Annotated in this window: 19 protein-coding genes and 1 pseudogene; 13 read left to right on the forward strand and 7 right to left on the reverse strand. The window is 71.0% G+C overall.

Going from position 1 to position 26,287, the window contains the following annotated elements:
• Window positions 1-251: 251 nt before the first annotated feature.
• A complete protein-coding gene (locus tag ABH920_RS30620; RefSeq protein WP_370352702.1) occupies window positions 252-1,499 on the reverse strand; it encodes an aromatic acid exporter family protein in 1,248 nt (415 codons plus the stop codon).
• A 174-nt stretch (window positions 1,500-1,673) separates the two neighbouring features.
• Between ABH920_RS30620 and ABH920_RS30625 the strand changes: the two genes are divergently transcribed.
• From ABH920_RS30625 to otsB, 4 genes and pseudogenes are all read left to right on the forward strand, one after another.
• The gene (locus ABH920_RS30625; protein WP_370352658.1) at window positions 1,674-2,438 is read left to right on the forward strand and encodes a beta-phosphoglucomutase family hydrolase; all 765 of its coding nucleotides are present in this window, start codon (window positions 1,674-1,676) and stop codon (window positions 2,436-2,438) included.
• Window positions 2,435-4,789, forward strand: a complete 2,355-nt coding sequence (locus ABH920_RS30630) for a glycoside hydrolase family 65 protein (protein ID WP_370352659.1) — start codon at window positions 2,435-2,437, stop codon at window positions 4,787-4,789. The genes ABH920_RS30625 and ABH920_RS30630 overlap by 4 nt, the downstream gene beginning before the upstream one ends.
• A 98-nt stretch (window positions 4,790-4,887) precedes the next feature.
• Window positions 4,888-6,351 (forward strand): trehalose-6-phosphate synthase, encoded by a 1,464-nt coding sequence (locus ABH920_RS30635; RefSeq protein ID WP_370352660.1) that lies wholly within the window; start codon window positions 4,888-4,890, stop codon window positions 6,349-6,351.
• Window positions 6,348-7,112, forward strand: a pseudogene (gene otsB, locus ABH920_RS30640) (trehalose-phosphatase); the annotation flags it as partial. The gene ABH920_RS30635 and the pseudogene otsB, both read left to right, overlap by 4 nt.
• 12 nt (window positions 7,113-7,124) lie before the next feature.
• On the opposite strand, the gene ABH920_RS30645 reads toward otsB, so the two are convergent.
• Window positions 7,125-8,027, reverse strand: coding sequence for a UTP--glucose-1-phosphate uridylyltransferase (locus ABH920_RS30645; protein ID WP_370352661.1), 903 nt, complete (start codon window positions 8,025-8,027; stop codon window positions 7,125-7,127).
• 396 nt (window positions 8,028-8,423) lie between these two features.
• On the opposite strand from ABH920_RS30645, the gene ABH920_RS30650 reads away from it, so the two are divergent.
• From ABH920_RS30650 to ABH920_RS30685, 8 genes are all read left to right on the forward strand, one after another.
• Window positions 8,424-9,185 (forward strand): polysaccharide deacetylase family protein, encoded by a 762-nt coding sequence (locus ABH920_RS30650; protein WP_370352662.1) that lies wholly within the window; start codon window positions 8,424-8,426, stop codon window positions 9,183-9,185.
• A gap of 199 nt (window positions 9,186-9,384) precedes the next feature.
• The gene (locus ABH920_RS30655) at window positions 9,385-10,227 is read left to right on the forward strand and encodes a glycosyltransferase family 2 protein (RefSeq protein WP_370352663.1); all 843 of its coding nucleotides are present in this window, start codon (window positions 9,385-9,387) and stop codon (window positions 10,225-10,227) included.
• Window positions 10,194-11,312: a hypothetical protein gene (locus tag ABH920_RS30660; RefSeq protein WP_370352664.1), complete on the forward strand. Its 1,119-nt coding sequence runs from the start codon at window positions 10,194-10,196 to the stop codon at window positions 11,310-11,312. Before ABH920_RS30655 ends, ABH920_RS30660 begins: the two co-directional genes overlap by 34 nt.
• A complete protein-coding gene (locus tag ABH920_RS30665) occupies window positions 11,309-12,487 on the forward strand; it encodes a glycosyltransferase family 4 protein (RefSeq protein ID WP_370352665.1) in 1,179 nt (392 codons plus the stop codon). Before ABH920_RS30660 ends, ABH920_RS30665 begins: the two co-directional genes overlap by 4 nt.
• Before the next feature lie 170 nt (window positions 12,488-12,657).
• Entirely contained in the window at window positions 12,658-15,051 is a 2,394-nt protein-coding gene (locus ABH920_RS30670) for a hypothetical protein (RefSeq protein ID WP_370352666.1), read from the forward strand.
• Window positions 15,048-16,220, forward strand: coding sequence for a glycosyltransferase family 4 protein (locus ABH920_RS30675; protein ID WP_370352667.1), 1,173 nt, complete (start codon window positions 15,048-15,050; stop codon window positions 16,218-16,220). The genes ABH920_RS30670 and ABH920_RS30675 overlap by 4 nt, the downstream gene beginning before the upstream one ends.
• A 3-nt stretch (window positions 16,221-16,223) precedes the next feature.
• Entirely contained in the window at window positions 16,224-16,676 is a 453-nt protein-coding gene (locus ABH920_RS30680; RefSeq protein WP_370352668.1) for a hypothetical protein, read from the forward strand.
• Complete coding sequence (locus tag ABH920_RS30685) at window positions 16,669-18,546, forward strand: oligosaccharide flippase family protein (RefSeq protein ID WP_370352669.1); 1,878 nt, start codon at window positions 16,669-16,671, stop codon at window positions 18,544-18,546. The genes ABH920_RS30680 and ABH920_RS30685 overlap by 8 nt, the downstream gene beginning before the upstream one ends.
• A 208-nt stretch (window positions 18,547-18,754) precedes the next feature.
• On the opposite strand, the gene ABH920_RS30690 is transcribed toward ABH920_RS30685, so the two are convergent.
• Both ABH920_RS30690 and ABH920_RS30695 read right to left on the reverse strand, forming a co-directional pair.
• Window positions 18,755-19,543 carry a glycosyltransferase family 2 protein gene (locus tag ABH920_RS30690; RefSeq protein ID WP_370352670.1) on the reverse strand — a complete coding sequence of 263 codons (789 nt, stop codon included), beginning with the start codon at window positions 19,541-19,543 and terminating at the stop codon, window positions 18,755-18,757.
• Window positions 19,540-20,784, reverse strand: a complete 1,245-nt coding sequence (locus ABH920_RS30695) for a cellulase family glycosylhydrolase (RefSeq protein ID WP_370352671.1) — start codon at window positions 20,782-20,784, stop codon at window positions 19,540-19,542. Before ABH920_RS30695 ends, ABH920_RS30690 begins: the two co-directional genes overlap by 4 nt.
• A 242-nt stretch (window positions 20,785-21,026) precedes the next feature.
• Between ABH920_RS30695 and ABH920_RS30700 the strand changes: the two genes are divergently transcribed.
• Entirely contained in the window at window positions 21,027-22,196 is a 1,170-nt protein-coding gene (locus ABH920_RS30700; protein WP_370352672.1) for a glycosyltransferase family 4 protein, read from the forward strand.
• Window positions 22,197-22,254: 58 nt separating this feature from the next.
• Here the strand turns inward: ABH920_RS30700 and ABH920_RS30705 are convergent, their stop codons facing one another.
• From ABH920_RS30705 to ABH920_RS30715, 3 genes are all read right to left on the reverse strand, one after another.
• On the reverse strand, window positions 22,255-23,502 hold the full coding sequence (locus ABH920_RS30705) for a carboxylate--amine ligase (RefSeq protein WP_370352673.1): 1,248 nt from the start codon (window positions 23,500-23,502) through the stop codon (window positions 22,255-22,257).
• Between the two features lie 50 nt (window positions 23,503-23,552).
• Window positions 23,553-24,752: an NAD(P)-binding domain-containing protein gene (locus ABH920_RS30710; RefSeq protein WP_370352674.1), complete on the reverse strand. Its 1,200-nt coding sequence runs from the start codon at window positions 24,750-24,752 to the stop codon at window positions 23,553-23,555.
• A gap of 508 nt (window positions 24,753-25,260) precedes the next feature.
• Window positions 25,261-26,223, reverse strand: a complete 963-nt coding sequence (locus ABH920_RS30715; protein WP_370352675.1) for an acyl-CoA desaturase — start codon at window positions 26,221-26,223, stop codon at window positions 25,261-25,263.
• Window positions 26,224-26,287: the final 64 nt, after the last annotated feature.

A 26,287-nucleotide genomic window follows, 5' to 3' on the forward strand; every position in this document is an offset into this window, starting at 1 on the left:
ACGAACCGGTCGGGAGCATCCGCCGCATCGGCCGGTTCGACCCTCGCACCGAGCCGGCCGCCCGAACCGCGTGATCCGCCCGCCCGAGCAAGCCGCCCGAGCGCGAGTCAGCCCTACCGCCGAGCCGACCGCCCGAACCGGCCAATCCGGCCAATCCGGCCCACTCGCGCAAGCCGCTTGAGCCTGGGTCAGCCCTCGCACCGAGTCGGCCGCCCGACCCGACCCGCGCGCACCAGCCGCCCGAGCGCGAGTCAGCCCTCCCGCCGAGCCGACCGCGCACTCTGCCCGAACCGCCCCCGCCCCACCCGAGCCAGCCGCCGGAGCCCGGCCAGCCGGGCCGACCGCTCGTGGCGGGCCGCCGCGGCGCGGTCCAGTTCCTGCAGCAGCCGTTGTGTGCGGTGCTCCAGGTCCATCTCGTCGAGGATGCGGTCGATCTCGGCGAGCAGCGAGCCGTGGAGCTGCCAGGCGTAAGGGTGCTGCTGGACGCCGTGCAGCAGCATGTCGGCGACCGTCTCGCGGTGGTCCCAGGCCGCCGACAGTTCGGCGGCCAGGCGGTTCTCCGCCTGCTCGGCGTTGTCGCTGACCGGTGTGGTCACCAGTACCGCGTAGCTGACCATGGCCGCGCCGACGTCGGCCAGCAGTTCCTGGAGGGCCTGCGCGGTGTCGGCGGGGAACAGGGGTTCGTCCTCCTTGCGACGTTTGGCCAGGTCGGTCATCGAGCGGGCCAGGACCCGGACCACGACCACGCAGATCTCCAGGGTGTCGAGTCCGGTGCGGAGTACCAGGCGGGCGAGCAGGCCTTCGCTGATCCTCGGGTTGAGGCGCAGGCTGTCCTCGGCCTGGCGGAGGGCGGCGTCGACGTCGGCGACGGCCTGGTCGAGGCGGCGCGCCTCGTACAGGCGGCCCGCCGCGCGCTCCACGGGGACCGGGCCGTCCAGTTCCTCCCCGAGGCCCAGGAGCAGGTTGCGGGTGCGGCGGGCCAGTCCGACGATCGACTCGGCGGCCGGGTCCACCCAGACCGGCGGGGCCAGCACGACGTTGAACAGCAGCCCGACGCCGGCCCCGATCAGCGTCTCCAGGACCCGGTCCCACGCCTGGGAGGCCAGCTGGGTCACGCCCAGGACCAGCATGGCGCTGATCGCGACCTCGTTGACGAACTCGCCGACCCGGATGAACTGCCCGACCGTGAGCGCGGCCAGGATGATCAGGCCCAGGCTCCACCACGACAGGCCGACGACGGCGCTGAACCCGACCGCGATCAGCACCCCGGCGACCACCGAGATCACCCGCCGGACACCGGTGGTGAGCGTGGCGTACAGCGTCACCTGCACGACGAGCAGCGCGGTCAGCGGAGCCGTCAGCGGAGCGGGCTCGGAGCTGAGACGCACCGCGACGGCGTACGACAGCACCGCGGCGGCGGTCGCGCGGATCGTCCACATCACGACCGGGTCTTTGCGGTACTGCAGCAGCGACGCCGCCCGGGCCGGGAACCGCGGCATCTGCTCGAACCCTCCCCTGGCGGCGACGACGATGAACGGAAGATGCCCGCCGGGCGGGATCCGAACCGGGACGATCACCGAATCGCCCCGCGGACCCCGTCCACGTCCCGCTCATGGAGCAGGCGCGGCGGCCTCGCCGAGTCAAGACGTCCCGGTTGTGGGCGAATAGATCACATGGACGATGGCGCTGCATCCCCGACGACCGGTCTGCCGGAGCGGATCCGGGCGTGCCTGTTCGATCTGGACGGTGTGCTCACCGAGACGGCGACGGTGCACGCCGCAGCGTGGAAGGAGATGTTCGACGCCTTCCTGCGTTCGCGTCCTGGGCCTTTCGTGCCGTTCGATCCGGTGGCGGACTACGACGCGTATGTCGATGGCAAGACTCGGGCCGATGGGACCAGGTCGTTTCTAGCGTCCCGGCACATCGAGCTGCCGGATGGCTCCCCCGACGACCCGCCGAGTGCCGAGACGGTCAACGGCTTGGGCAACGCCAAGAACGAGATCGTCCTGCGGCTGCTGGACTCCGACGGCGTGCACGTCTACGCCGGTTCGGTGCGGTATCTGAAGGCTGTTCAGGCGGCGGGGCTGCATCGGGCGGTGGTGTCCTCCAGCGCCAACTGCGAAAGCGTGCTCAAGGCCGCGGGGATCGCCGACCTGTTCGAAATTCGTGTCGATGGAGTCACCATCGAAAAGGAGCACCTGCCGGGCAAGCCTGCTCCGGATACCTATCTCGCCGCAGCGCGGGAGTTGGGCGTGGACCCGGATCAGGCGGCGGTGTTCGAGGACGCCATCGCCGGCGTGCAGGCCGGGCGGGCCGGCACGTTCGGATTCGTGGTCGGCGTCGACCGGGTCGGACAGGCCGACGCCCTGCGCGCAGCCGGTGCCGACACGGTCGTGACCGACCTGGCCGACCTGCTGGGCAAGGCGGATCAGTCGTGATTCAGCATCCGTCGTATGCGGTGGAGCCGTGGAGTCTGCGGGAGACGGAGCTGGGCCTGGATGTGCTGGGTCAGAGCGAGTCGGTGTTCGCTTTGGGTAACGGCCACATCGGGTGGCGGGGCAATCTCGATGAGGGTGAGCCGCACGGCCTGCCCGGGTCGTATCTGAACGGTGTGTACGAGTCCCGTCCGCTGCCCTATGCCGAAGCCGGATACGGCGACCCTGAAGCGGGTCAGACGGTCATCAACGTGACCAACGGCAAGGTGATCCGGCTGATGGTCGACGATTCGCCGTTCGACCTGCGCTATGGAAGATGTCTCGGCCATGAGCGGGTTCTGGACTTCCGTACCGGCCTGCTGGAGCGGGAGGTGGAGTGGGAGTCGCCGGCCGGTAAGCAGGTGAAGGTCCGCTCGACCAGGTTGGTATCGCTGGTACAGCGCTCGGTAGCGGCGATCGCCTACGAGGTGGAAGCCGTCGATTCCGAGCTGTGGGTGGTGATCCAGTCCGAGCTGGTCGCCAACGAGGAGCTTCCGCGGGCCGAAGACGATCCGCGTGTGGCGGCCGTCTTGGAGGCGCCGTTACGACCCGAGGAGCACAGCAGCCGCCCGGCCGGGGCCGTGTTGGTGCACCGCACCGCTGTCAGCGGACTGCGGGTCGCCGCTGCCATGGATCACGAGGTGCAGGCGCCGCCGTCACTCAACGAGACCGTGGAGTGCTTCGAAGACCTGGCCCGCTACACCATCACCGCCACGCTGAAGCCCGGCGAGCGGCTACGGCTGATCAAATACGTCACCTACGGCTGGTCCCAGCAGCGCTCCGAGCCTGCGGTCCGCGCCCAAGTGGAGGCCGCGCTGGCGGCCGCGACCCGCACCGGCTGGGACGGCCTGGCCGCCGAGCAACGGACCTTCCTGGATGATTTCTGGGCCCGCGCCGACGTCGAGGTCGAAGGCGACGCCGAGATCCAGCAGGCAGTGCGGTTCGGGCTGTTCCACGTGTTGCAGGCCGGTGTCAGAGCCGAGGGCCGGGCCATCCCGGCGAAGGGGCTGACCGGCACCGGATACGACGGCCATGCCTTCTGGGACACCGAGAGTTTCGTTCTCCCAGTCCTGACATACACCGTCCCGCACGCCGCCGCCGATGCCCTGCGCTGGCGCTGCGACACCCTGCCGCAGGCGTTGGACCGCGCCGGCCAGCTGGGATTGAAAGGTGCTGCGTTTCCCTGGCGCACCATCACCGGGGCCGAATGCTCCGGCTACTGGCCGGCCGGCACCGCCGCCTTCCACGTCGGCGCCGACATCGCCGATGCGGTGATCCGCTACATCGCCGCCACCGGCGATGTCGAGTTCGAGAAGACCACCGGCCTGGAGCTGCTGGTCCAAACGGCCCGGCTGTGGCGGTCGCTCGGCCATCACGACCCGCAGGGCCGGTTCCGCATCGACGGCGTCACCGGACCCGATGAGTATTCCGCGATCGCCGACAACAACGTCTACACAAACCTGATGGCGCAACACAATCTGTCCTGCGCCGCCATGGTCGCCGAACGCTACCCGGACAAGGCCCTGGAACACGGCGTCAACGCTGAGGAAGCGGCCTCCTGGCGGGACGCGGCCGCAGCCATGTACGTGCCCTACGACGACGTACTCGGCGTCCATCCCCAGGCCGACGGCTTCACCACCCACGAATACTGGGACTTCGCCGGCACCACCCCGGAGCAGTATCCGCTGCTGCTGCACTTCCCCTACTTCGACCTGTACCGCAAACAAGTCGTCAAACAGGCCGACCTAGTTCTGGCTATGCATCGACGCCCGGCGGCCTTCACCGACGAGCAGAAAGCCCGCAACTTCGACTACTACGAAGCCCTCACTGTGCGGGACTCCTCACTGTCGGCCTGCACTCAGGCGGTGTTGGCCGCCGAGGTCGGGCACCTCCAGCTGGCCGCCGACTACCTGGCCGAAGCCGCCCTGATGGACCTGGACGACCTGGAGCACAACACCCGCGACGGACTGCACGTCGCCTCCCTGGCCGGAACCTGGATCGCGCTGGTCGCCGGACTCGCCGGGATGCGCGAACACCAAGACACCCTCTGCTTCAAACCACGACTCCCCGCAGGCATCACCCGACTCGCCGTCAACCTGTGCGTGCGTGAGAGCAGGCTCCGCATCGAAGTCACCGCCAAGACCATCACGTACCGACTCCTCGACGGCCCCACCCTGCACCTGCTGCACCACGACCAACCCATCGACGTCGCCGCCGACGCCCCGGTCACCCGGCAGATCACCCGGATACCGCCCACCACCCCGCCGCACCAACCCCCCGGCCGCGAACCGCTCCGCAGGGAGCCGCCGACATGACCGGAGCGGCCACCGAACGGCCGAATCCGCACCAGCCGCAGGCCGCGAACCCGGATGCTGCGGATGCGCGCCGCACGGCGGTTGCAGAGAATCGCCCTGTGGGAGCCACGACGGGGCGCGACGCGGATTTCCTGGTGGTCGCCAACCGGCTGCCGGTGGATCTGGAGCAGCTGGAGGACGGGACCGAGCGGTGGCGTCCGAGCCCCGGCGGTCTGGTCAGCGCGTTGGAGCCGTTTCTGCGCCGCCGTAACGGCGCCTGGATCGGCTGGTCCGGACGGGCCGATCTGGACGTGGCCTCGTTCGACGACGACGGCCTGCTGATGCACCCGGTGCGGCTGTCCTCCGACGAGGTCCGGGACTACTACGAAGGCTTCTCCAACGCCACGCTGTGGCCGCTGTACCACGACGTCATCGTCCCGCCGGTGTTCGAGCGGTCCTGGTGGGACAGCTACGTCACGGTCAACCAGCGCTTCGCCGACGCCGCCGCGGCAGCGGCGGCTAAGGGCGCGACCGTGTGGGTGCAGGACTACCAGCTCCAGCTCGTCCCGGCGATGCTGCGCGAAAAACGCCCCGACCTGAGCATCGGTTTCTTCCTGCACATCCCGTTTCCCCCGGTCGAGCTGTTCAGGCAGCTCCCGTGGCGGACCGAGATCGTGCGCGGCCTGTTGGGAGCCGACGTCGTCGGGTTCCAGATGCCCGGAGGCGCCCAGAACTTCCTGTGGCTGACGCGCCAACTGCTCGGTCTGGAACCGACGAGAGCGGCCGTCCGGGTCCGCAGTCGCCCCGGGTCGGTGCCGTTCGACGGCCGGCAGGTGCGCGTCGGCGCGTTCCCCATCTCCATCGACGCCGCAGGCTTCAACAAGCTGTCACGAAAGGCCCAGACCGCCGAACGCGCCCGGAGACTGCGCTCGGACATGGGGGATCCCCGCCGCCTACTGCTGGGAGTGGACCGGCTGGACTACACCAAGGGCATCGACATACGAGTGCGAGCCCTGCGCGAACTGCTCGTCTCCGGACGCGTGGACCCGGAGTCCGTGGCCATGATCCAGGTCGCCACGCCGAGCCGTGAGCGCGTCGGGCAATACAAGGCGATGCGGCGCAGCATCGAGGAACAGGTCGGGCGACTCAACGGCGAGTTCGGGCGGGTCGGACGGCCCATCGTGCACTACCTGCACCAGCCGATGGACCGGGACGAGCTCGTCGCGCTCTACTGCGCAGCCGACATCATGGTGGTCACGCCGCTCCGCGACGGGATGAACCTGGTCTGCAAGGAGTACGTCGCCAGCCGCCACGACCTCGACGGAGTGCTGGTGCTCTCCGAGTTCGCCGGCGCGGCGGCCGAACTGACCGAGGCCTTGCTGGTCAACCCGCACGACCTCGACGGCGTCGCGCATGCGCTGGAACGAGCGGTGACCATGGACCCGTTAGAGGAACGGACGAGGATGCGGACCCTGCACCGGCAGGTGATGACCCACGACGTGGGCCGGTGGGCACGGTCCTTCCTCGACTTCCTGGACCCCGACGCGGCCACGACCGCCGGTGGGGAAGCAGGGCCCCAGTGACCGCCGCCGAGTCGCTGCCGCCGGAGCTGCGGCAGGCCATCGCCGGCCTCGCCCGCACACCCCGGCTGCTCGTGGTCTGCGACTACGACGGAACGCTCTCGCCGATCGTCGCCGATCCGGCGAAGGCAGTGCCGCGTCCGGAGTCGGTGCGGGCCCTGCGAGCGCTGGCCGACCTGGCCGACACCACCGCAGGCGTCATCTCCGGCCGAGCGCTGCGTGACCTGGCGGCGTTGTCTGGACTACCGGCCGAGGTACACCTGATCGGCAGCCACGGCGCGGAGTTCGACGCGGGATTCGCCCACGCGCTGGACGACGAGACGCAGGCGCTGCGACAGCGACTGCAAGCCGAGCTGGAACGCCTCGTCGGCCGGAGCCCCGGTGTGCTGTTGGAGCTGAAGCCGGCCAGCATCGCCGTACACGTACGCCGGGCCGAGCCGACGATCGGCGCCTCCGTCCTGGAAGCAGTCCGCACCGGCCCGGCACAGTGGGACGGCGTGCAGGTGACCGAGGGCAAAGCCGTGATCGAGCTGGCCGTCGTCGAGACCGACAAAGGCGAAGCCCTGGACATGCTGCGCCGCCAGGCCGACGCCACCGCCGCACTGTTCGTCGGCGACGACGTCACCGACGAAAAAGCCTTCGCGCGCCTCACCGGACCGGACGTCGGCGTGAAGGTCGGCCACGGCGAAACCCTGGCCGAATACTCCATACCGGACACCGAAGACGTCGCGGTGATGCTGGACTACCTCCTGGCAGAACGACGCGCGAGCCGCTTGTCAGGCTGACGGATCCTCGCCGGCGGCCAGCGACCGTAGGATCGGCCCGTACTTCGGATCGGCCAGCGCGTGCGCGAACTGCGCCACCAGATAGTCCGCCGGATTCCCGGTGTCGTACCAGCGCCCTGCGATGACCTGCCCGTACACGGCGCGGGTCGCGGCGTAGGCGTTGATCGCGTCGGTGAGGTACACCTCGCCGGTGCGCCGCTTCTCCCACTGCGCGGTGGCCTCGTACAGCTCCTCCACGATCCCGGGGGTGACGACATAGCCGCCGATCGCGGCGAAGTCGCTTGGCGCGTCCGCCGGCTTGGGCTTCTCCAGCAGGCCCGAGATCCGCAGCAAGCCGTTGCCCAGGTCCTCGTGGACGATCGGGACGCCGTAGCGCTCGGACTGCGACCGGTCCATCGGCATCAGCGCCAGCATCGGGCAGCCGGTCGCCTCGTAGGCGGCGATGAGCTGCTGCGCACGCGGGACCTCGGCCACGAACACGTCGTCGGGCCACAGCACGAGCATCGGCTCGTCGTCGCCCAGACCGCGCGCGGCGTTCAGCACCGGGGTGCCGTTGCCGTAGGGGCCGTGCTGGTCCTGATAGGTGATGTGGCCCTCGCGGGCCAGCTCGGCGACGTCCTCGACGGCCTGGGCGTAGGCGTCCTTGCCCGCGGCCTGGAGCTGTTCGACCAGCGCCGGGTTCGGGCGGAAATGGTCCTGGATCAGCGATTTGCCGCCGGAGACCACGATGGTGATGTCGGTGATCCCGGACGCCACCAGCTCGCGCACCGTGTGCTCAATCACCGGCCGGTCGCCGACCGGCAGCATCTCCTTCGGGATCGCCTTGGTCAACGGCAGCATCCGGGAACCGATCCCGGCCGCCGGGATCACCGCCCTGCGGATCGTCACAGCCACGCCGAGGTCCTTCGGATCGGGTCGGAGCCCGCCGGTGGCCCGGCAGGACACATCGGACGCTACCAACGCCCCGCCCGGCAGCCGGGAGCGACACGCGTGGGAGCCAATTCCTTGGGAACACCGGAACTTCGCAGTGTCGGCATCTCCCTGTCAATTGTCATTCAAGACCCTGACAATTGTCAGGACCGCCTTCCGTCATTCCGCGCCCCGGCCGACCTCGGCGGTCGGCGTGGCCGGCATGACAACGGAATGATTCCGTGCGAAACACCCAGGTCGGGACGGTCCGGGCCGAGGTTGCAGCAAGACTGTGACCCTTCGCGCCGAGAGGTGCCCCGCCGGGGCATATGCTGCACTGGTCGCCCGGCCGTCTCGACTTGCATTGGTGTCGGATCCTCAATGACCGCAGCGCTCTCCCACGACCCGGTGGCGGCAGGTCGGCGCATGCCGCACCTGCCGTTGATCATGATGTACCACTCGGTGGGCGTCCGCCCGCACGACCCGAACAACCTGGCCGTGACGCCGGAGCGGTTCGAGGAGCAGATGGCGGCGCTGAAGCACCGCGGGCTGCGCGGCGTGTCCGTCGCCGAACTGCAGGCCGCCCGGGCGGCCGGGTCGGCGCGCGGCCTGATCGGCCTCACCTTCGACGACGGCTACACCGACGTCGTGGAGAACGCGCTGCCCATCCTGCAGCGCTTCGGCTTCTCCGGGACGTTCTACGTCCTGGCCGGCCGGATCGGCGGGGCGAACGAGTGGGACGAGGGCACCCCGTGGCCGCTGGTCGACGAGACGGGGATCCGGCGTTGGGCTGACGCCGGGTTCGAAGTCGGGTCGCACGGCTCGATGCACGTGGCGCTGGCCGACGCGGGTCCGGACGTGCTGCGCACGGAGGTCGCGGAGAGCCGCGAGAAGCTGTCCGCCATCGTCGGGAAGCCGGTCGGCGGCTACTGCTACGCCTACGGCTCGATGGACGCCGCGGCCCGCTCGGCGGTCGCCGCGGCGGGGTACGAGCACGCGACCGCCGTGATCTCCAGGGAGTCGCTGGGACCGCTCGCGCTGCCCCGGATCTGGATCGGCCAAGTGCACACGTCCAAACATATTCTTAAAATGCTCTACACCTACCGCCTTCATCGCCGTATTTCCGGGCGGCATGCCCTATGATTTCGAGGCCGCACGCCACCGACGGCACGGCGCCCCGGACAAGTTCGACTGACCGTGATCCGGCTCGAAGCTCTTGTCATCCGGTGCCCCCTGAGTACTCGCACCACGCGTAGCCCGCTGTATACCTTCCGCCACAAGCCGATTTCGGCTACAGAGGTCGAAGGCACCGCCGTCAGACCTTTCCCTTGGGGGGACACGAATGCGATCGCTGTCGGTTGTGATACCGGCTTACAACGAAGCCGAGAACATCGAAGATGTAATAGCTTCGATACCGGTTTCGCAGTTGGCTGACCTCGGCTGGTCCACGGAGATCGTAGTGGTCGACAACAACTGCAGCGACGGGACCGGGGACCTGGCGCGGGCCTGCGGCGCCGAGGTCGTGTTCCAGCCGGAGAAGGGCTACGGCAACGCCTACAAGGCCGGCTTCGCCGCCGCCAGGGGCGAGGTGATCGCCTCCGGCGACGCCGACCGGACCTACCCGTTCGACCACCTGCCGGAGCTGCTCGCCGAACTGGAGAGCTCCGGCGCGGACTTCCTGACCACCGACCGCCTGCACTCGGCCAACCGGGGTGCCATGAAGCACTCCCACTTCTGGGCCAACCACGTCCTGAGCTTCGTCTCCCGGCTCATCTTCCGGCACGGCATCCGCGACTCGCAGTCCGGCATGTGGATCTTCCACCGGCACGTCTGGGCCGGCGTCGACGTCCGCTCCCCGGGCATGGCCTTCTCCCAGGAGATCAAGAACGCGGCGGTCCTCGCGGGCTATAAGGTGACCGAAACGCACATCGAGTACCGGGTCCGCGGCGGCGACGTGAAGCTCAACTCGGTCCGCGACGGCCTGCGCAACCTGGTCCACCTGATCGGCCACCGGATCCGCCACGACGGCCCGGCCTCCGATGGGTCCTACCAGGACCAGGACGTCCCCGCCCGAGCCCGGGCCAAGAGCGCCGTCCGGCTCCCGGCGATGCGTTCGGCGACCGTGTCAGATGGAGAAGGGGCAACACCGGGATGCCAGACGACGGGCAGCGGCACAGCCGCCTGAGCGAGGTGTTCGCCCGGCTGTTCCCGGCCCGGTCCTCGGAGACCACGGCGGGCGCCGCCGGGCGTGGTTCCGGTGCGGGTGCGGGTGCGGGTGCACGGCAGCAGAACGTCGCCGGGTCCCGGGGGGTGGGAGCCGGGCATCGAATAACCGCGACTCTCCATGAGCCGGCCGCCTTCGCGGACCCGATGGCCGACACGACGCTGCTGGGGCGGATCACCCTGCCGGAGCCGACCGCCGAGCCGACCGCCGAGCCGACCGCCGAGTCGACCGCCGCGTCGACCGCCGCGTCGACCGCCGAGCCGATGGCCGACACGACGTTGCTGGGCCGGATCACGCTGCCGGAGCCGACCGCCGAGTCGATGGCCGAGCCGACCGCCGCGTCGACCGCCGAGTCGATGGCCGACACGACGTTGCTGGGCCGGATCACGCTGCCGCCGCCGACCGGAGAGCCGATCGCTGAGCCGTTCGCGGCGCCGATCCGCCCGAGCTCCGGTCCTGATTCCGGCCTGAACGCCGATGACGCCGCGCCCCCCAACGCCGCCGACCGCATCGACATCGCCGAGGCCTACGCCGACATCGCGGATATAGCGGACATCGCAGACCTCGACGCCGAGGACGCGGGCACCGTCACCGCCGGCACCAGCGGGCCGACACCGCCCTGGTCCGTCCGGTCGTTCGTCGATCGGCACCGCCGACGGCTCACGATCCTCGCGGCGGGCATCGCAGCCGTCGGCATCCTGCTCGCCCTGCCGCCGGTCCGCACCCAGCTGCGGGACTCGTTCACCAAGCTGCCACAGCCCTACACGGCGCTGTACTTCACCTCGCCGCCACAGGTCGACGGCGCCGTTCTGACCGTGCCGGTGAGCGTGCACGCCGTCGACACCGGCGCGAAGACCTTCAGCGTCCGCGTGTGGACCGTCGACTCCAAGGGCGCGGTCGACGGCAGCAAGACCATCGGCCTCACGTGGGACGGCCAGGCGCTGAGCGCCGTCGTCACCATGCCCGTCAGCCCCCAGTCCGCCTATGTCTGGGTCTCGCTCGACGACAGCGACCAGTCCCTCCACTACAAGATCGCGACGGCATGACCGAGCAGAGCTCCCCCGAGCAGACAGCCCCCGCCCGCTCCACGCCGGGCAGGCGCCGACGCGTCGTTCAGGTCACCCCGAACTACCCGCCGCTGCTCGGCGGGGTGGAGCGGGTGGTGCAGATCCTGGCCACGCGACTCGCGGACCGGAACGACGTCAGCGTGGTCACCACCGACCACCAGGCGGGCGGCGTGCCGCGGCGCACGGTCGAGAAGGGTGGCGTCAGGGTCCGGCGGCACCGGTCGCTGACCGTCGCGCACACTTCGCTGGCCCCCGGCATGTTCGGCTCGCTCCTGCGCGTCCCGCGCGGCACGGTGATCCATCTGCACTGCTCGACCGCGGTCGTGCCCGAGCAGGTCTGGCTCAGCGCCCGAATACGGGGCCAGAAGTACCTCCTGCACTTCCACATGGAGGTCGACGCCTCCGGACCGCTGGGCCGGCTGCTGCCGTTCTACAAGACGCACCTTTTCGGGCGGGTCGTCCGGGGCGCGGCCGGCGTCATCGTGCTCACCGAATCACAGCGCGACTTCCTGGCCGAGCGCTACGGCGCGGATCCGGCGAAGGTCCACGTGGTCCCCAACGGTGTCGCCGAGGAGTTCTTCCTCCCGCCCCGCGCTGCCGCCACGGAGCCGATGACCGGCTCTGAACCCGACCCGCTGCGTCTGCTGTTCGTCGGCCGCCTGGACGTCCAGAAGAACGTCGCCCGGCTGCTCGACGCGATGGCGCAGGTCGGCGAACCCGTGCGGCTGCGCCTCGTCGGCGACGGCGACCTGCGTCAGGACCTGCTGGCGCAGACGGCTCGGCTCGGCTTGGCGGACCGGGTGGAGTTCGTCGGCCGCAAGCACGGCGAGGACCTGATCAAGGAGTACGCCGACGCCGACCTGTTCGTCCTCCCGTCGGACCGGGAGGGCATGGCGCTGGTGGTGCTGGAGGCGATGGCCGCCGGGCTGCCGGTGCTGGCCACCGCGGTGCCCGGCAACGTGGAGACGGTCGAGGGCGCGGGCATCCTGGCCGAACCGACCCCGCGGGCGCTGGCCGCCGCGATCGACGCGCTCGCCCGGGACCGCTCGGCGCTGGCCGCCCCGGCGGCGGCGGGCGCGGCACGTGTCGCCGACCGGCACTGGGACCAGGTCGTGGCAGCGGTCGAGGACGTCTACGAGCAGGTGGGATTCTGAACACCGAGACTTCGAACGGCAGGACGGCGCTGCTGGCGAGCGTCGTCCTGGCCGGCGCGACCGCCTCGTTCGGCGCCTTCTACCTCCCCGGCCCGCTGGCCACCCTGGCCGGGCTGTGGCTGATCCTCGGCGCGCCGACCGCGCTGTGGCTGGGCCTGGCGCAGCGGGTGGTGTCCCGGCTCGACTCCGCGCTGCTGGTCGCCTTCGGCTTCGCCCTGGTCACCGACTTCGCGGTGCTGCTGCTGGTGAACTTCGGGGCACCGCTGGTCGGCTACTACCGGCCGCTCGCGACGGTGCCGCTGGCGGCCGGGTTCGCGCTGGTCAACCTGCTGATCGGCGCCTTGTCCCCGCAGTGCGCGGTGGACTGGCACCGGATCCGGCGCCTGCGCCCGGAGGGCCTGCGGGTCATCGGCGGCTACGGCGTGCTGTGCGTGGTGCTGGCCGTCGCGGGCGCCACCCGGCTGAACAACGGGCTCGGCCCGCAGGTCAGCATGCTGGCGTACACGGCGATCGCCGGGCTGCTGGCCCTGATGCTGATCCGGCACAACCGGTACGCCGTCGAGGTCCTGGAACTCGGGGTCTTCCTCGGCGCGGCCGCCCTGCTGCTGCTGACGTCGCTGCGCGGCTGGCTGATCACCGGCCACGACATCCAGGTGGAGTACGAGGTCTACCGGCTCAACCTCGGCGGCGGACACTGGGTGATCTCGCAGTACGCGACGGCCTACAACGCCTGCCTGAGCATCACCCTGCTGCCGGTCGCGCTGACCAAACTCACCGCGTTCTCCGCGGCCGGGGTCTGGAAGATCGTCTTCCCGCTGATGTTCGCCGTGGCCCCGGTGGCGCTGTTCCGGTCGGTCAACAACCTGGCGTCACGCCAGGTGGCTCTGCTGTCCTCGGCGCTGTTCCTGACGTTCCCGACGTTCTTCACCGACATGGCGTACATGGCGCGCCAGGAGATCGCGTTCGTCATCCTCGGCGCGGCGGTCGTGGTGATGACCGACCAGGTCGCGGAGGCCCGGCTGCGGCGCTACGCGCTGGTCCCCTTGCTGACCGGGATCGTGCTCGCGCACTACTCGACGGCGTATGTGCTGGTGATGGTCCTGGGATCCGGCGTGGTGGTCACGACGGCCTGGCGGCTGCTGGACCGGATCGGCGAGCGGCGGCGCGGTCGCGGCGTCTCCGGGACCGCCGCCGCGAGCCAGGCCGCTGACACCTGGGACTACGGCGACTGGGACTACGGCGACAGTCTGGACAAAACCGACGGAGTCGGTGAAACCAGCGGAGTCGGCGCGGCTGGCGGGGTCGGCACGGTCGGCACCCTCGCCGCAGAAAGGCAAGGCAGCGCAGGCGGCACCGGCGGCAAGGGCTGGCTCAGCCGGTTCTCCAAGGCCGTCCGCAACCCGGACGGCCCGCCGCCGAAGCCCGCGGCCCCGGCGTTCCTCACCGTCTGGCTGGTGGCCCTCACCGCCGTCCTGGCGGTCGGCTGGGCCGGCCCCGTGACCCACACCAGCGGCCAGCTGACCAGCACCCTGATCGCCTCATGGAAGGAGGTCATCGGCCAGACCTCGGACGTCGGCTCCGCCGACACCTCCCAGAGCCTGGTCGGCGGCTCCACGGTCACCGACGCCCAGCGCATGGCCGCCTATCTGGCCGAGACCCGCGCCTCGACCACCCAGGACCGCGACGAGGGCCTGCTGTACCCGCAGTCGGTGATCGACAAGTACCCGACCCCGATCACCTCCATCCCCGACCTGCCGCTGACCTCGGTCGGCACCGGACTGCAGAGCCTCGGGCTGCCGGTGGCGAGCCTGAACGGCCTGGTCCGCTTCGGCATCGCGGCCGGCATCCAGCTCCTGCTGCTGCTCGGCACCGCCGTGGCCCTGCTGGGCCTGCGCTACCGGCGGGTCCGGGCCGAGCTGACCCCGACCCGGGACCAGGCCGCGCTGGCCGTGGCCTCGATCGCGGTCCTGGTGCTGCTGACGCTGGTACCGCAGCTCACGGTCGACTACAGCGTCCTGCGCGCACTCCAGCAGGGCATCTTCTTCTTCGGCCCGTTCATGGCCGCCGGCCTGCTCTGGGCCCTGCGTTGGTGCGGCCGGTACCGGACTCCCGTGGTCGCGGCGGTGATCGCCGTGATGGCGATCGACATCACCGGCGTGGTGCCCCGCATCACCGGTGGCTACCAACCGCAGCTCGCACTGTCCAACTCGGGCAACTACTACGACGCGTACTACCCGACCGACGCGGAGATGGACGCGGCCGCGTGGCTGCAGAGCGTGTACGACCGCAGCTCCCCCGACGTGCAGCAGGGCATGCTTCTCCAGACCAGCCAGGACGTCTACGAACGGATCCAGACGGTCTATCTCGGCCCGGTCGACGGCACGGTCGATCCACTCATGCTGCAACCGGGGAGCTACGTCATGCTCGGGCACGCCGAGGTGGACCAGGATCGGGCGTCCGTCGACTACCGGGGGACCGCGGTGAACTACACGTACCCGACGAAGCTGCTCGAAGACCTGCTGGACAAGATTTATGTCGGTCCCGGAGTGGAGATCTACCGATGAGTGACGACGTCGCCGGACCGCTCAAGGTCCTCCTCGTCTGCCACTACTACCCGCCGCACCTGGGTGGCATAGAGAACGTGGCGCACTCCCAGGCCCGGCACCTGACCGCCGCCGGAGTGCAGGTGACGGTGCTGACCAGCGGGGACCGCAGCGGCGTCACGGACGAGGACGGGGTCCGCGTGGTGCGGGTCCGGGCCTGGAACGGACTGGAGCGCAAGGCCGACGTGCCGTTCCCGGTGCTGGGACCGCAGCTGCTGCGCCGGGCCGTGCGCTGGGCCCGGTGGGCCGACGTCGTGCACATCCACGACGCCTTCTATATGACGTCGTGGGCCGCTCTCCTCGCGGCGAAGGCGACCCGCACTCCTGTGGTCGCCACGCAGCATGTGACGCTGGTGCACCACAAGTCCGCCGCCGTGAGCCTGGTGCAGAAAGCCGTCTACGCGACGGCCGGAAAGCTGCTCGTGCGGAACGCACGCTCGGTCTTCACCCTGAACTCCGACGTCGCGGCGTTCGTCCGCGACCTCGGCGCACCGGCGGAGCGGGTACGGCATCTGCCGAACGGCGTGGACACCGCGCTGTTCCGTCCGGTCCGCGACGACGCCGAGCAGGCCGCCGAGCGGGAGCGGCTGGGTCTGCCGCGCGAAGGCGTGCTGGTGCTGTTCGCCGGGCGGTTCATGCCCAACAAGGGTTTCGACACGCTGCTCGCGGCCGCCGATCCGGCCTATCAGCTGGTGTTCGCGGGCGGGCCGGCCGAAGCCCTGGCGGGGACCGGGGATTCGGCGATCTACGTGGGCTCCCTGTCCTCCTCGGACATGGCCGCGGCCTACCGGGCCTGCGACGTCTTCGCGCTTCCGTCGATGGCCGAGGGGTTCCCGCTCACCGTCCAGGAGGCGATGAGTTCCGGCATCGCCGTCGTGACCACCGACCTCAGCGGGTACGCGGCCTACGGCCTGGATCGTGATCGCGTATCGTTGGTGGACCGGGACACGGAAACGCTCCGCGTCCGGCTGCGGGAGATCGCCGCGGACTCGGAGCTGCGCGGGCAGATGGGCAAGTACGCCCGGGAGTACGCGGTCGAGCACTTCGCATGGCCGGACCACGCTCGCATGCTGATCGAGGCCTACCGTTCGGCGATCCACCCGGGGACGAGTACTGCCGACCGGGGATGACGTATGAGGACGATGTACCGGCCCGCGGCCGAGACGCTGATGGTCGCCGGGCTGCTGGGCTGGGCCTACGTGGCGCTGGTCGCGGTGCTGCGGCCCGGCGCGCTCAGCATGCACATCGCCACCGTGCTGCCGATGCGGCGCGACACGTTCGGGGCGGTGAGCCTGGTGCTGTCGTTCGCCTGCGCGTACGCGCTGCGTGCCCGGACCGGCACGTTCTGGGCCCGGCGCGCCGGCCGGCCCGACCCGGCCGAGGCCGGGCTGGCCGCGGTCGGCGGGTACGCGTTCCTGGTGTGGGTCTACCTGTGCCTCAACAATCTGTCCCACCCTCGGACCACCGGGTACCGGTTGACCCACTTCTGGGAGCACCCGTCGGAGGGCACGACGGCCGTGCTGTGCTTCCTGCTGCTGACCGCCTGCCTGTTCGGCCTCCGGGTCCGGAAGGGGCGGCATGGCTAAGGGCCGCCGCCGACGGGGGACCGCCGAACCGGGCAGCGGTGCCGAGGAGCCCGGTGGCGACGCGAGCGGCGGCATAGCCGACGCAAGCGATACACACGGTGATAAGAACGGCGAAGGCGACGCGAACAGCGTCGCGGGCGCGAAGATGCTCCGGAACTCGCTGTTCCTCATGGCCTCCGCCGGCCTCACCGCCGGCATCGGCTTCGTGTTCTGGGCCCTCGTCGCCCACCTCTACACCTCGACCGAGATCGGCGTGGCCACCACGCTGCTGTCGGCGATCTCGCTCATCTCGTTCCTGAGCACGCTCGGGTTCGGGCAGACGATGATCCGGTTCCAGGCGGCCGGCGCGGCACGACACCGGCAGGTGTCGGTGATGCTGGCGATGGTGGCGGGCACCAGCTTCGTCCTCGGCACGGGCTACGTGCTGGCCCTGAAGACGATCTCGCCGGACCTCGCCTTCGTCCGCGACAAACCCGGCTACGCGCTGGTCCTGATCGTCATCTGCGTCTTCGCCACGGTCAACCTGCTGACCGACGCGGTCTTCATGGCCGCGCGCCGGGCCGAGTACAACACGCTGGTCGACGGCTTCATCCAGAGCCTGTCCAAGCTCGCCATCCCGATGTTCGTGGTCGCCTTGGGCGCCATGGGCATCGTCGCCGCCTCCGGGATCGGGTACGTCGTGGCCACGCTGGCCTCGCTGTACCTGATGAACCGCAAGCTGGGCTTCCGGTTCTCCTTCCGGCTCGGCGGCACCCGGATCCGCGAGACCGCGAGCTACTCGGCGACCACGCAGTTCTCCTCGCTGCTGAACCTGATACCGCAGCTGGCACTGCCGGTCATCACGCTTCGCGCGCTGGGCCCGGACAACGTCACCTACTACTACCTGGGATCCCAGATCGCGGCGCTGTTGTCGACCGGCTCCTACGCGATCGGCAACGCGCTGTTCTCCGAGGGCGCGCACGATCCCGCGCAGCTTCGCAGCCTGATGATGCGGTCCGCGAAGATCATGACCGCGGTGATGGTCCCGGGCGTCGCGGCCGTGATCCTGGTCCGCGAGCCGCTGCTGGGCCTGTTCGGCGGCAAGTATCCGGGGCACGCGCAGGGGCTGCTGACGATCCTCGCGCTCGGCGCGCTCGCCGTCGCGTTCCACACCTGGGCCAGCAGCGCGCTGCGGATCACCGGGCGGATGAAGCCGCTGCTCGGCAGCAACATGGTGTACCTGGTCGCGACGCTGGCGCTGGCGCTCGGCTTCGCGCACCGGGGCCTTAACTGGATCGGCTGGTCCTGGGCGCTGGGGAACCTGGCCTCGGGGCTGTTCGCGGTGGCGTTCGTGCCGGGCGCGAAGAAGCTGGCGGCGATGGCCGCGGACGCCGAGGAGTACGACTACGACGAGCTGGAGCCCGAGGACCTCGCACTCGCCGGCGTCGGTGCCGGGGCCGGGGCGCCGCCGAGCCAGGTGCGGGAACGCCCGCGGCCCCGGCAGAGCCCGTGGCTCGGCGTCGGGGACTCGACGGCGATCACCGAACCGATGTTCTTCCCGTGGAACCGCCCCGAGGCACGGGGGCGCGGCGACCGGTTCGAGAGCTACGAACGCCAGAGCTCGCGCCTGAAGCCAGCCGGCGACCTGCGCGTGCGGCCCCGGTCAATGCCCCGCAAGGCCGGACCGGTGGTGGTGCCGCCGCCGTCGCCGGAGGAGGAGACGCAGATCCTGCGGCCCATCGTCGTGCCCGACTCGTTCTTCCGGCCGGAGCCGGGGGAACGCGACCGGCTGCCGAAGCCGGGCCCGCACGGTGCCGTGCCGGAGCCGCGGGGAGACGCCCGCCCCGAGGCGAGCGAGCCGAGCGATCCCCGGCTGCCGCCCGAGCGGTGAGGGGGCGGGGTCGGCGGGCGTCGTGGCCAGGCGCAGTGGTCGGGCGCGGTCGCCGGACGTACGTATCGCGCGCGATGGTCAGGCGCGGTCGCTGGGTGCAGTCAGCGGGCGCCGTAGTCGGACCTGGTCGCCGGGCAATAGTTGTCGTGTCGGGCGTGGTTGTCGGGCGCGGTCGCCGAACCCTGCGATCCGCCCCACCACCGCCGCCCTAGAACCGCCGGTTCGCCACCTGCACCCCGACCCACGCCAGATGCTTGACCCGCACCACCGGCAGGCTCCACCCCAGCCGGCGGGCCGCCGCCAGCTTCTCGCGCCGCAGCAGGCCGGAGCGCGGCAGGATCTTCGCCCGATGGCTGTGCTGCCCCTCGTGCACCCGGTAGCGCACCAGTTCCTCGGGCAGCGCGGCGACTTCGGCGCGGCCGAGGATGCGGAGCCAGAGGTCGTAGTCCTCGCAGTGGAGGGCGGCCTCGCGGAAGCCTCCCGCCTCGCGCACCACCTCCGCACGCGCCGTCACCGTGGACATCGTCACCGCGTTGAACAGCATCAGGCGGCGGCCCAGCGCTTCGGACCCGGTGGGGCAGTGGAACGGGGCCAGGTCCGCGCCGGTGGCGCTGTCGAAGGTGCGGGCCCAGGTGGCGAGCATGCCCAGGGCCGGGCGGCGGTCGAACTCGGCGACCTGGCGGGCCAGCCGTTCGGGGTCGCACAGGTCGTCCGAGTCGCAGAACGCGACCAGGTCGCCGCGGCACTCCGGGAGGCCGGCGTTGCGGGCCGCCGCGGGGCCGGAGCGGGGGCGCGCGGTGACGATGATCCGGATCTGGTCGGCCGGAAGGACGGCGGCCGTGCGCCGGTTCTCCTCGCAGTCGCCGTCCAGGACCAGGACCACCTCCCAGTCCTGGAAGGTCTGCTTCTGGATGGCGAGCAGCGTCTCCTCGAGATAGCGCTGGCGCGGGGCGCACGGGATGAGCACAGAGACCCGCGGCGCCTTGCCCGCGTTCATCGTCCCTTCTTCGCGTTGGCGATGATCTGCTGCAGCGCGTCGAACGAGGGCCGGTAGGTCCCGTCGCCCCGCCGCAGGCCGAAGACCAGGTGGTCCGGCGGCGAGTCCTGGTAGGAGAACCAGAAGAACGACGCCACGTTCGGGTACGAGGCCAACGCGTCGACCTCCTTCTTCGCCGTCTCCACCTGCTGCGCCTCCTGCGGCTTGACCTGGCTCGCCGGACCCCAGATCAGGGCCGGGATGTTCGCCCCGGTCTCGGTGATCCAGATCGGCATGTTCGGCGACCCGGCCTGGGCCAGCGCCGCGACGATGCTCGTCGGCGACTGGCTGATGGCCTGGAACGTCTTGCTGTTCGCCGGGTCGCCGTCCGGGTAGGGGTGGTACCCGATCCCGTCGACCGCCTTCAGGCCGCCGTCCTTGGCCACCGCGGTGATGAAGTCGTACGGGGAGATGAACGGCGCGCCGGGGCTCGGGTGGTCCGCCGCGAGGCCGCCCATCAGGATGAACGCGTGCGGGTCCGCGGCGCGGATCGCCGCGGAGACCGGCAGCAGGAGCTTGGTGTAGTCCGCCGGGTCCGGGGTCGGGGCCCAGGCCGTGATGTTGGGCTCGTTCCACACTTCCCAGTGGTGGACGCCGCGCGCCGAGTAGCGCGCGACCGCCTGCTTCACGAACTTCGCGAACGTCGCGTTGTCGGCCGGCGGGCACGCGGAGGTGTCCTTGCAGGCGTCCCGGCGGGCCCACGGCGGCGGGAAGTCGATGGTGGCCAACACCTTCAGGCCGTGCGCGTTCGCCCCGGCGACGACGTTGTCGAACTTGGTGAAGTCCGGCGCGTAGTTGGAGAAGGACTGGTAGTCCTCCCAGCCGAAGTCGACGCGGATGTAGTCCATCCCGAGCCGCTTGGCGTCGTCGAGCGCGGTCTTGAGCTGGTCCGGCGTGTCGTACGCGAGCGTGTCGCTGTAGTCCAGGCCCCACTTCATGTCGGCCAGCTGCGCGGTGTTGACCGGGCTGGTGGCCAGTCCGGTCCCGGAGGTGGCACCGGGGGAAGAACTCGGGCTGCCGGCCGGGGACGAGGTCGTGCCGGACGTCTTCGCGGCGGTCGAGGTCCCCGCCGGCGCGTGGCCGAACGCCGAGGGCTGGCCGGGATCGCCGCCGGAGACGGCGGTCGCGATGCCGGCGGCGATGACGACCGCGGCCGCGGCGGCCCCCACGATCGTCCAGTGCCGTCGCTTGCTGTTCGCCATTATGATTTCGGGGCCGGTGACCGGCTGCCCTTCGCTCCCCTCGACCGGACTTCGTCGCTTGGCGGATCCGGTCGGTGACCGGGAGCGGCCGGGCGGCCGCCGCCGTCGCCGGGCGCCCCTGGCAGGGACGCCCGCCTGCGAGCGTTCATAGTGCCATGGTTCGGCCGTCTCGGTGTGCGGGCGCCGATTCTCGAACCCGGGCGGCTCGCATCCCATGTCGTTTCGAGGATTGCGCGGCGCCGGTGAGAATTCTGCACATCGTGAACCTGGGCTTCGAGGCCGGGGGCGCGGAGAAGTTCGTCCGCATGCTCCGGGACGGCCAGCGCGACCGCGGCCACCAGGTCCGGGTGGTGGCCCTGGAAGCCCCGTCCGGCGACCGGGCCGTGTTCGCCGACGACCTGCTCCCGCCGGTGGCCGGCGGCCCGGTCGGCAAGCTCGCCGGGTTCGTCTGGCATCGCCGGGCCCACCGCGGGCTGCGGCAGATCATGCGGGAGTTCCAGCCGGACTGTGTCCATCTGCACACCGTCGGCGGGTTCAGCCCGGCCGTGTTCCCGGCCACCCGCGGCGCCGTACGCATCCTCACCCTGCACGGCCCCGAGGACTGGACCCGGAAACTGTTGCGCTGGCAGGTGGCCGACAACGCCGGCCGGATCTCGCCCCGCGCCCTGCCCCGGTACCTGCATCTGCGGTTCCTGATGCGGCCGGCCTACCGGCTCCTCGGGCTGCGCCGGATCGACGGCTTCGCGGCCCCGAGCCGGTTCGTCGCCGACCTGCTCCGGGCCGACGCCGGCGCCGTGCCGATCCGGGTGATCCCGCACGCCGTGGACCGGGTCTTCGCCCCCGCCCCGGTCTCGGAGGTCTGGCAGGCGGCCTACGTGGGCCGGCTCAGCCCCCTGAAGGGCGCGGACGTCCTGCTGGCGGCGTTCGGCATCCTGGCCCGGACGCAGCCGAAGGCGCGGCTCGTCGTGGTCGGCGACGGCCCGGAGCGCGCCCGGCTGGAGGCGGAGGCCGCCGGCCTGGTGGCGGCTGGCACGGTCGAGTTCCGGGGCTGGCTGAGCCCGCCGGAGGTCGCCGAGTGCCTGCGCGGCTCGGCGTTGCTCGCCGTCCCGTCCACCACTCCGGAGATCTTCGGGCTGACCGCGCTGGAGGCGCTGGGGTTGGGCCGGCCGCTGGTGGCCAGCCGGATCGGGGCGTTGCCGGAACTGGTCGGTCCGGACAACGGCGTACTCGTCGCCCCCGGCGACCCGGCCGCGCTGGCCGAGGCGCTGGCGGAGCTGGTCGGTGACGCGGAGCGGCTGGCGCGGCTCGGCGAGGGATCGGCACGGCGCGCCGAGGCGTTCGGCCTGGAGCGTTGTCTGGACGCCTACGAATCCTGGTACCAGGAGGCTGTCGCGGCCCGCGCTCGTCCGTAGGCCGTAGTCGGTTCAGCCGGTTCAGCCGGTTCAGCCGGTTCGGGCCAGGGATCCCGCGCTATCGGCGCAGACGGTGTTCGGCCGCCTGCCACAGCGTCCGGGCACCGGCCAGGACGAACGGGACGGGGTCGTCGCAGGCGAACCACGCGGCCTCGTCTGCGGAGCGTGCAGAGGACAGCCACGAGCGCAGGGAGAGGCTTCCCTCCCGGCGATAGGCGAGGGCCGCTATCGGGTCGTAGTTCTCGACGAGCAGGGCCCGGCCGGGCACCGCCGCCCCGGCGGGCACGGCGCGGCCGGTGAGGTCCAGGTGCATCGCGCGGACGACGTCGATGCCGGCCGAGTCCTGGAACAGCCGGAACTGGGCGCCGAGCCGGGGGTTGAGGTCCAGGAGCCGGTAGCTGCCGTCCCGCGCGTCCCAGCGGTAGTCGAGGTCGACCGGGCCCTGGTAGCCCAGCCCCGAGAGCAGGGCTGTCGCCTCCGCGCGCAGCCGCTCGTTCGACACCCAGCGGCCGTAGCTGGTCAGCCCCGCGTGCGCCGGGAAGGAGCGCTCCTTGATACCGGTGTGGCCGAACAGGCAGCGCGAGGCCGCGTCGAAGTAGCCGTGGAAGAACCAGTCCTGCGGCGGGCCGGTCGGCACGGGCGCGAGGTATTCCTGGAGCAGCAGGCCGGTGTCCGGGCCGTCGCCGGTCGCCCGCCGGGCCCGCTCGACCACCGCGAGCATCTCCTCCCGGCTGCGGACGACGGTCGTGCTCTGCAATCCCGCCGACCGGTCCGCGGTCCAGGGCAGGTTCACCTTGGCCACGACGGGATATCCGCACGCGTCCGCGAAGGCCAGGGCCTCGGCGGCGTCCGCCGGGACGGTCGTCGCCGGATGCGGCACCCCGGCGACGCGGCAGATCTCGGCGAGCGTCGCCTTCCCGGCCGCCCGGCGCGGCAGGTCGGCCGGGGGCGCGGGGAACAGGTACCGGGACCGCAGCTTGTCACCGTGCTCGGCCAGCAGGATCGCGCCCGCGTCGTCGGTGGTGACCAGGACGGCCGGGCCGGGCAGCCGGTCGGCGAGCCGGTCCAGGAGCTCGACGACGTCGTCGGGATGGGCCCGGTCCGGCATCGGCGACACCGTCCGGCGGGCGTACCGCGACGCCCCGGCCGGCGCGAACCGGTCCTCGCGCATGGCGTGGACCCGGATCCCCAGCCGCCCGAGGCTCCGGATCACGCCGAGCCCGCCGTGGTGGAAGACATTCCGGTCGAGCTTCAAAAGCACGGCGCCGGTCGCGGTATCCGCATCAACCGACGCTTTCAGTGACATGGCAACCATCTTAGATTCAAGGTCAAGGCAGCCCTCGTCCTGTGGTGAGGTCAGCGCGGCAGTCTGGGTGCGACGGTGCGGGCCGCGAACTCCGACCCGAACACGAAGCGCATGGACGGCCCGAAGGTCGCCGCCGAAGCCAGGCCCACGACGAACAGCCCGGGCACCGAGGAGTTGAAGCCCGCGCCGAGGACCGGCGGGCCGTCGGAGCCGCGCATGCCGCGAACCTGGCCGCGCAGCTCCTCGCCGAGCATCGTCAGCTTCCGGACGTCCACATCGAACCCGGTCGCCGCGATCACGTGATCGGTGCCGAGCTCACGGCCGTCGGACAGCTCCAGGACGAGCCCGCCGGCCTCGGGCCGGGCCGCCGTGATCCGGGTGCCGGTGCGGACGTGCTCGACGTCGAAGGACTTCTCGAAGCGGTCGCGGATCCACCACGAGCCTTCCGGGCCGAGCGTCTTGCGCACGACCTCCATGCGGTAGCCGCCGGGCATCCGCCGGAAGAGCTTGGGCAGGCTGCCCAGCACCTTGTTGTAGTAGCCGGGGCCGAGGCCGTTCTCCGGGCGCCGGATGCGCTCCCACAACGTCACGGGCAGGTCGCCGGGCAGGCTGTTCCACTCCAGCGCACCGGTCCGCGCCACCAGCGTCACATCGGCGCCCGCGTCGTCCAGCAGCACCGCGATCTCGATCGCCGCCTGCCCGGCGCCGACCACAGTGACCCGCTTGCCCGCGAACCCGGACAGGTCGTTCACCGCGCTGCTGTGCAGCACCTGCGGCCCCTGCATCCCGACGAGCGCCTCTGGGAACCGTGGAAACGGCAGGAAGCCGGTGGCGAGCACCACGGAGCGGGCCCGCACCGAGGAGCCGTCGGCCAGCGCCAGCGCGAACACCGAGCCCTCCCGGTCGACCCGCAGCACGTCGGTCTCGTGCAGGTCCGGCGCGGTCTGCTGCCGGAACCAGCGGCCGTAGTCGACGAAGGTCTCGATGGGCGTCGGCACGCCGTGCGCGTACGGCAGCCCTTCAAGCTCGCAGTACGCCTTCAGCGTGTACTGGTCGCGGGGATCCGACAGGTGCGAGGCCCACGGCTCGGACTTGAGCTTCATGCCCAGCGGCATGTGCTCGGCCCAGGCGCGCATCGGCGTACCGAACACCCGGGTGCGGGTGCCCCGCGCCTTGGCATGCGCCGCCACCGAGAGACCGTAGGGCCCGGCACCCACCACGGCGGTGTCGAGGACCTCTGTACCTGTCATCACTTCTCCTTGTTCGGACCCCGCGCGCCCTGTCCCCAGGCCTCGCGAACGCCTTCTCCCATGGACCCGGGCATGCCGACGGCCCAAGGACCGTTCCCGCTCGAATTCGGTGCCGGCGTTCCGCCTCGAGACCCCCTCGACCAGCGCGAGCCGCCCCGCCGACCGGGCACTCCGGCCGGAGTCGGTGGTCGACCCGACCGGAGAGCCCCGGTCAATGCGGGGCGACATCGCGGTGTTCTGGAGATGAAGATACAGGCCAGCGCGCTGAGTCAGTGCGGCAGCACATCGTAGCGGCGCCGGAGGTAGTGCTGAAGTAAAACGGCAGGAGGGCAGGGTGCGCAAGGGCGGGGCGGGGTTGCGGGGCGTTCGCGGCGAAGGATCGGCGCGGCAGCCTTGGGCGAAGCCGTAAGAATCGCCTGTAAACACACAAACAAACCGAACCCGGCACGGCGCACCGAGCAATTGCGGACGCGCGCAAACGCCCGCACTACGCCCGCGCTACCCAGCCTCACCCAGCCTGAAGCCGGTGCTCAGCCAGCCGCTGAGGATCGGGCCAGTGCACGTTCGTGGCCCAACCGAGCCGCTCGAAAACCCGAATCACCCCGGCGGACAAGTCGATCTGGCCGCGATCCACACCATGCCGCGCGCAGGACGGGTCGCTGTGATGCGTGTTGTGCCAGCTCTCCCCCATCGACAGCAGCGCCAGCGGCCACAGGTTCGTCGCCCGGTCGTGCTTGCGGGTCGCGAACGGCCGCGCCCCGAGCAGGTGACACAGAGAATTGACACTCCACGTCACGTGCTGGAGCAGGAACACCCGGGCCAGCCCGGCCCATATCAGGGCCGTGACGCCCGCCGTCCAGGCGAAGTCGCCGATCATCCAGCCGGCCAGCGCGGGCAGCACGAGAGAGGCCACGCACAGCACCGGGAACAGCCCCGAGACACGCCGCATAGCCGGTTCGGCCACCAGATCCGGGGCGAAGTGGTCGACGTCGGTCGGGTCGTCGCCGAACAGCCAGCCGAAGTGCGCGTGGACGAGACCGTGCAACTGGCCGACCGGCCCCGTGCCGTACCGGTACGGCGAATGCGGGTCGCCGGGCCGGTCGGTGAACGCGTGATGCCGCCGGTGCGTCGCGACCCAGCTGATGGCCGAGCCCTGGAAGCTCATCGACCCGGCGACCGCGAGTCCGGTCCGCAAGGCCGGCGCGGCGGTGAAGCTCCGGTGAGTCAGCAGTCTGTGAAAGCCGACGGTGACGCCGAACCCGGTCAGGAAGTAGAAGAAGCCAGCCAGCAGCAGGTCGGCCACACCGACCCCCCGCCCCCACAACAACCACACCGCGGCGACCAGCCCGGCCAACGGCGCGACGACGAGCAGGGCCGTCACGGCCACCTGGATCCGGCGCTGAAGGGGTGTCGTGGCGGTCGATGGGCGGCCGGGAAACGGCTCGACGCCGTCATAGGGAATCGCAGCCAAGGCGATACACCTCACAAGCGAATGCAGCGAGGCGGGTCACGGGACCGGCGTGAGGTCTAGACCT

This window comes from Catenulispora sp. EB89, from assembly GCF_041261445.1.
Lineage (GTDB): Bacteria > Actinomycetota > Actinomycetes > Streptomycetales > Catenulisporaceae > Catenulispora.

What these genes read in the sequence shown, in the direction of transcription:
- ABH920_RS30690 (WP_370352670.1), bottom strand. Translation starts at nt 19,543, where the DNA reads ATGAACGCGGGCAAGGCGCCGCGGGTCTCTGTGCTCATCCCGTGCGCC.
- ABH920_RS30675 (WP_370352667.1), top strand. Translation starts at nt 15,048, where the DNA reads ATGAGTGACGACGTCGCCGGACCGCTCAAGGTCCTCCTCGTCTGCCAC.
- ABH920_RS30625 (WP_370352658.1), top strand. Translation starts at nt 1,674, where the DNA reads ATGGACGATGGCGCTGCATCCCCGACGACCGGTCTGCCGGAGCGGATC.
- ABH920_RS30655 (WP_370352663.1), top strand. Translation starts at nt 9,385, where the DNA reads ATGCGATCGCTGTCGGTTGTGATACCGGCTTACAACGAAGCCGAGAAC.
- ABH920_RS30710 (WP_370352674.1), bottom strand. Translation starts at nt 24,752, where the DNA reads ATGACAGGTACAGAGGTCCTCGACACCGCCGTGGTGGGTGCCGGGCCC.
- ABH920_RS30650 (WP_370352662.1), top strand. Translation starts at nt 8,424, where the DNA reads ATGACCGCAGCGCTCTCCCACGACCCGGTGGCGGCAGGTCGGCGCATG.
- ABH920_RS30695 (WP_370352671.1), bottom strand. Translation starts at nt 20,784, where the DNA reads ATGGCGAACAGCAAGCGACGGCACTGGACGATCGTGGGGGCCGCCGCG.
- ABH920_RS30680 (WP_370352668.1), top strand. Translation starts at nt 16,224, where the DNA reads ATGAGGACGATGTACCGGCCCGCGGCCGAGACGCTGATGGTCGCCGGG.
- ABH920_RS30705 (WP_370352673.1), bottom strand. Translation starts at nt 23,502, where the DNA reads ATGTCACTGAAAGCGTCGGTTGATGCGGATACCGCGACCGGCGCCGTG.
- ABH920_RS30665 (WP_370352665.1), top strand. Translation starts at nt 11,309, where the DNA reads ATGACCGAGCAGAGCTCCCCCGAGCAGACAGCCCCCGCCCGCTCCACG.
- ABH920_RS30685 (WP_370352669.1), top strand. Translation starts at nt 16,669, where the DNA reads ATGGCTAAGGGCCGCCGCCGACGGGGGACCGCCGAACCGGGCAGCGGT.
- ABH920_RS30660 (WP_370352664.1), top strand. Translation starts at nt 10,194, where the DNA reads ATGCCAGACGACGGGCAGCGGCACAGCCGCCTGAGCGAGGTGTTCGCC.
- ABH920_RS30620 (WP_370352702.1), bottom strand. Translation starts at nt 1,499, where the DNA reads ATGCCGCGGTTCCCGGCCCGGGCGGCGTCGCTGCTGCAGTACCGCAAA.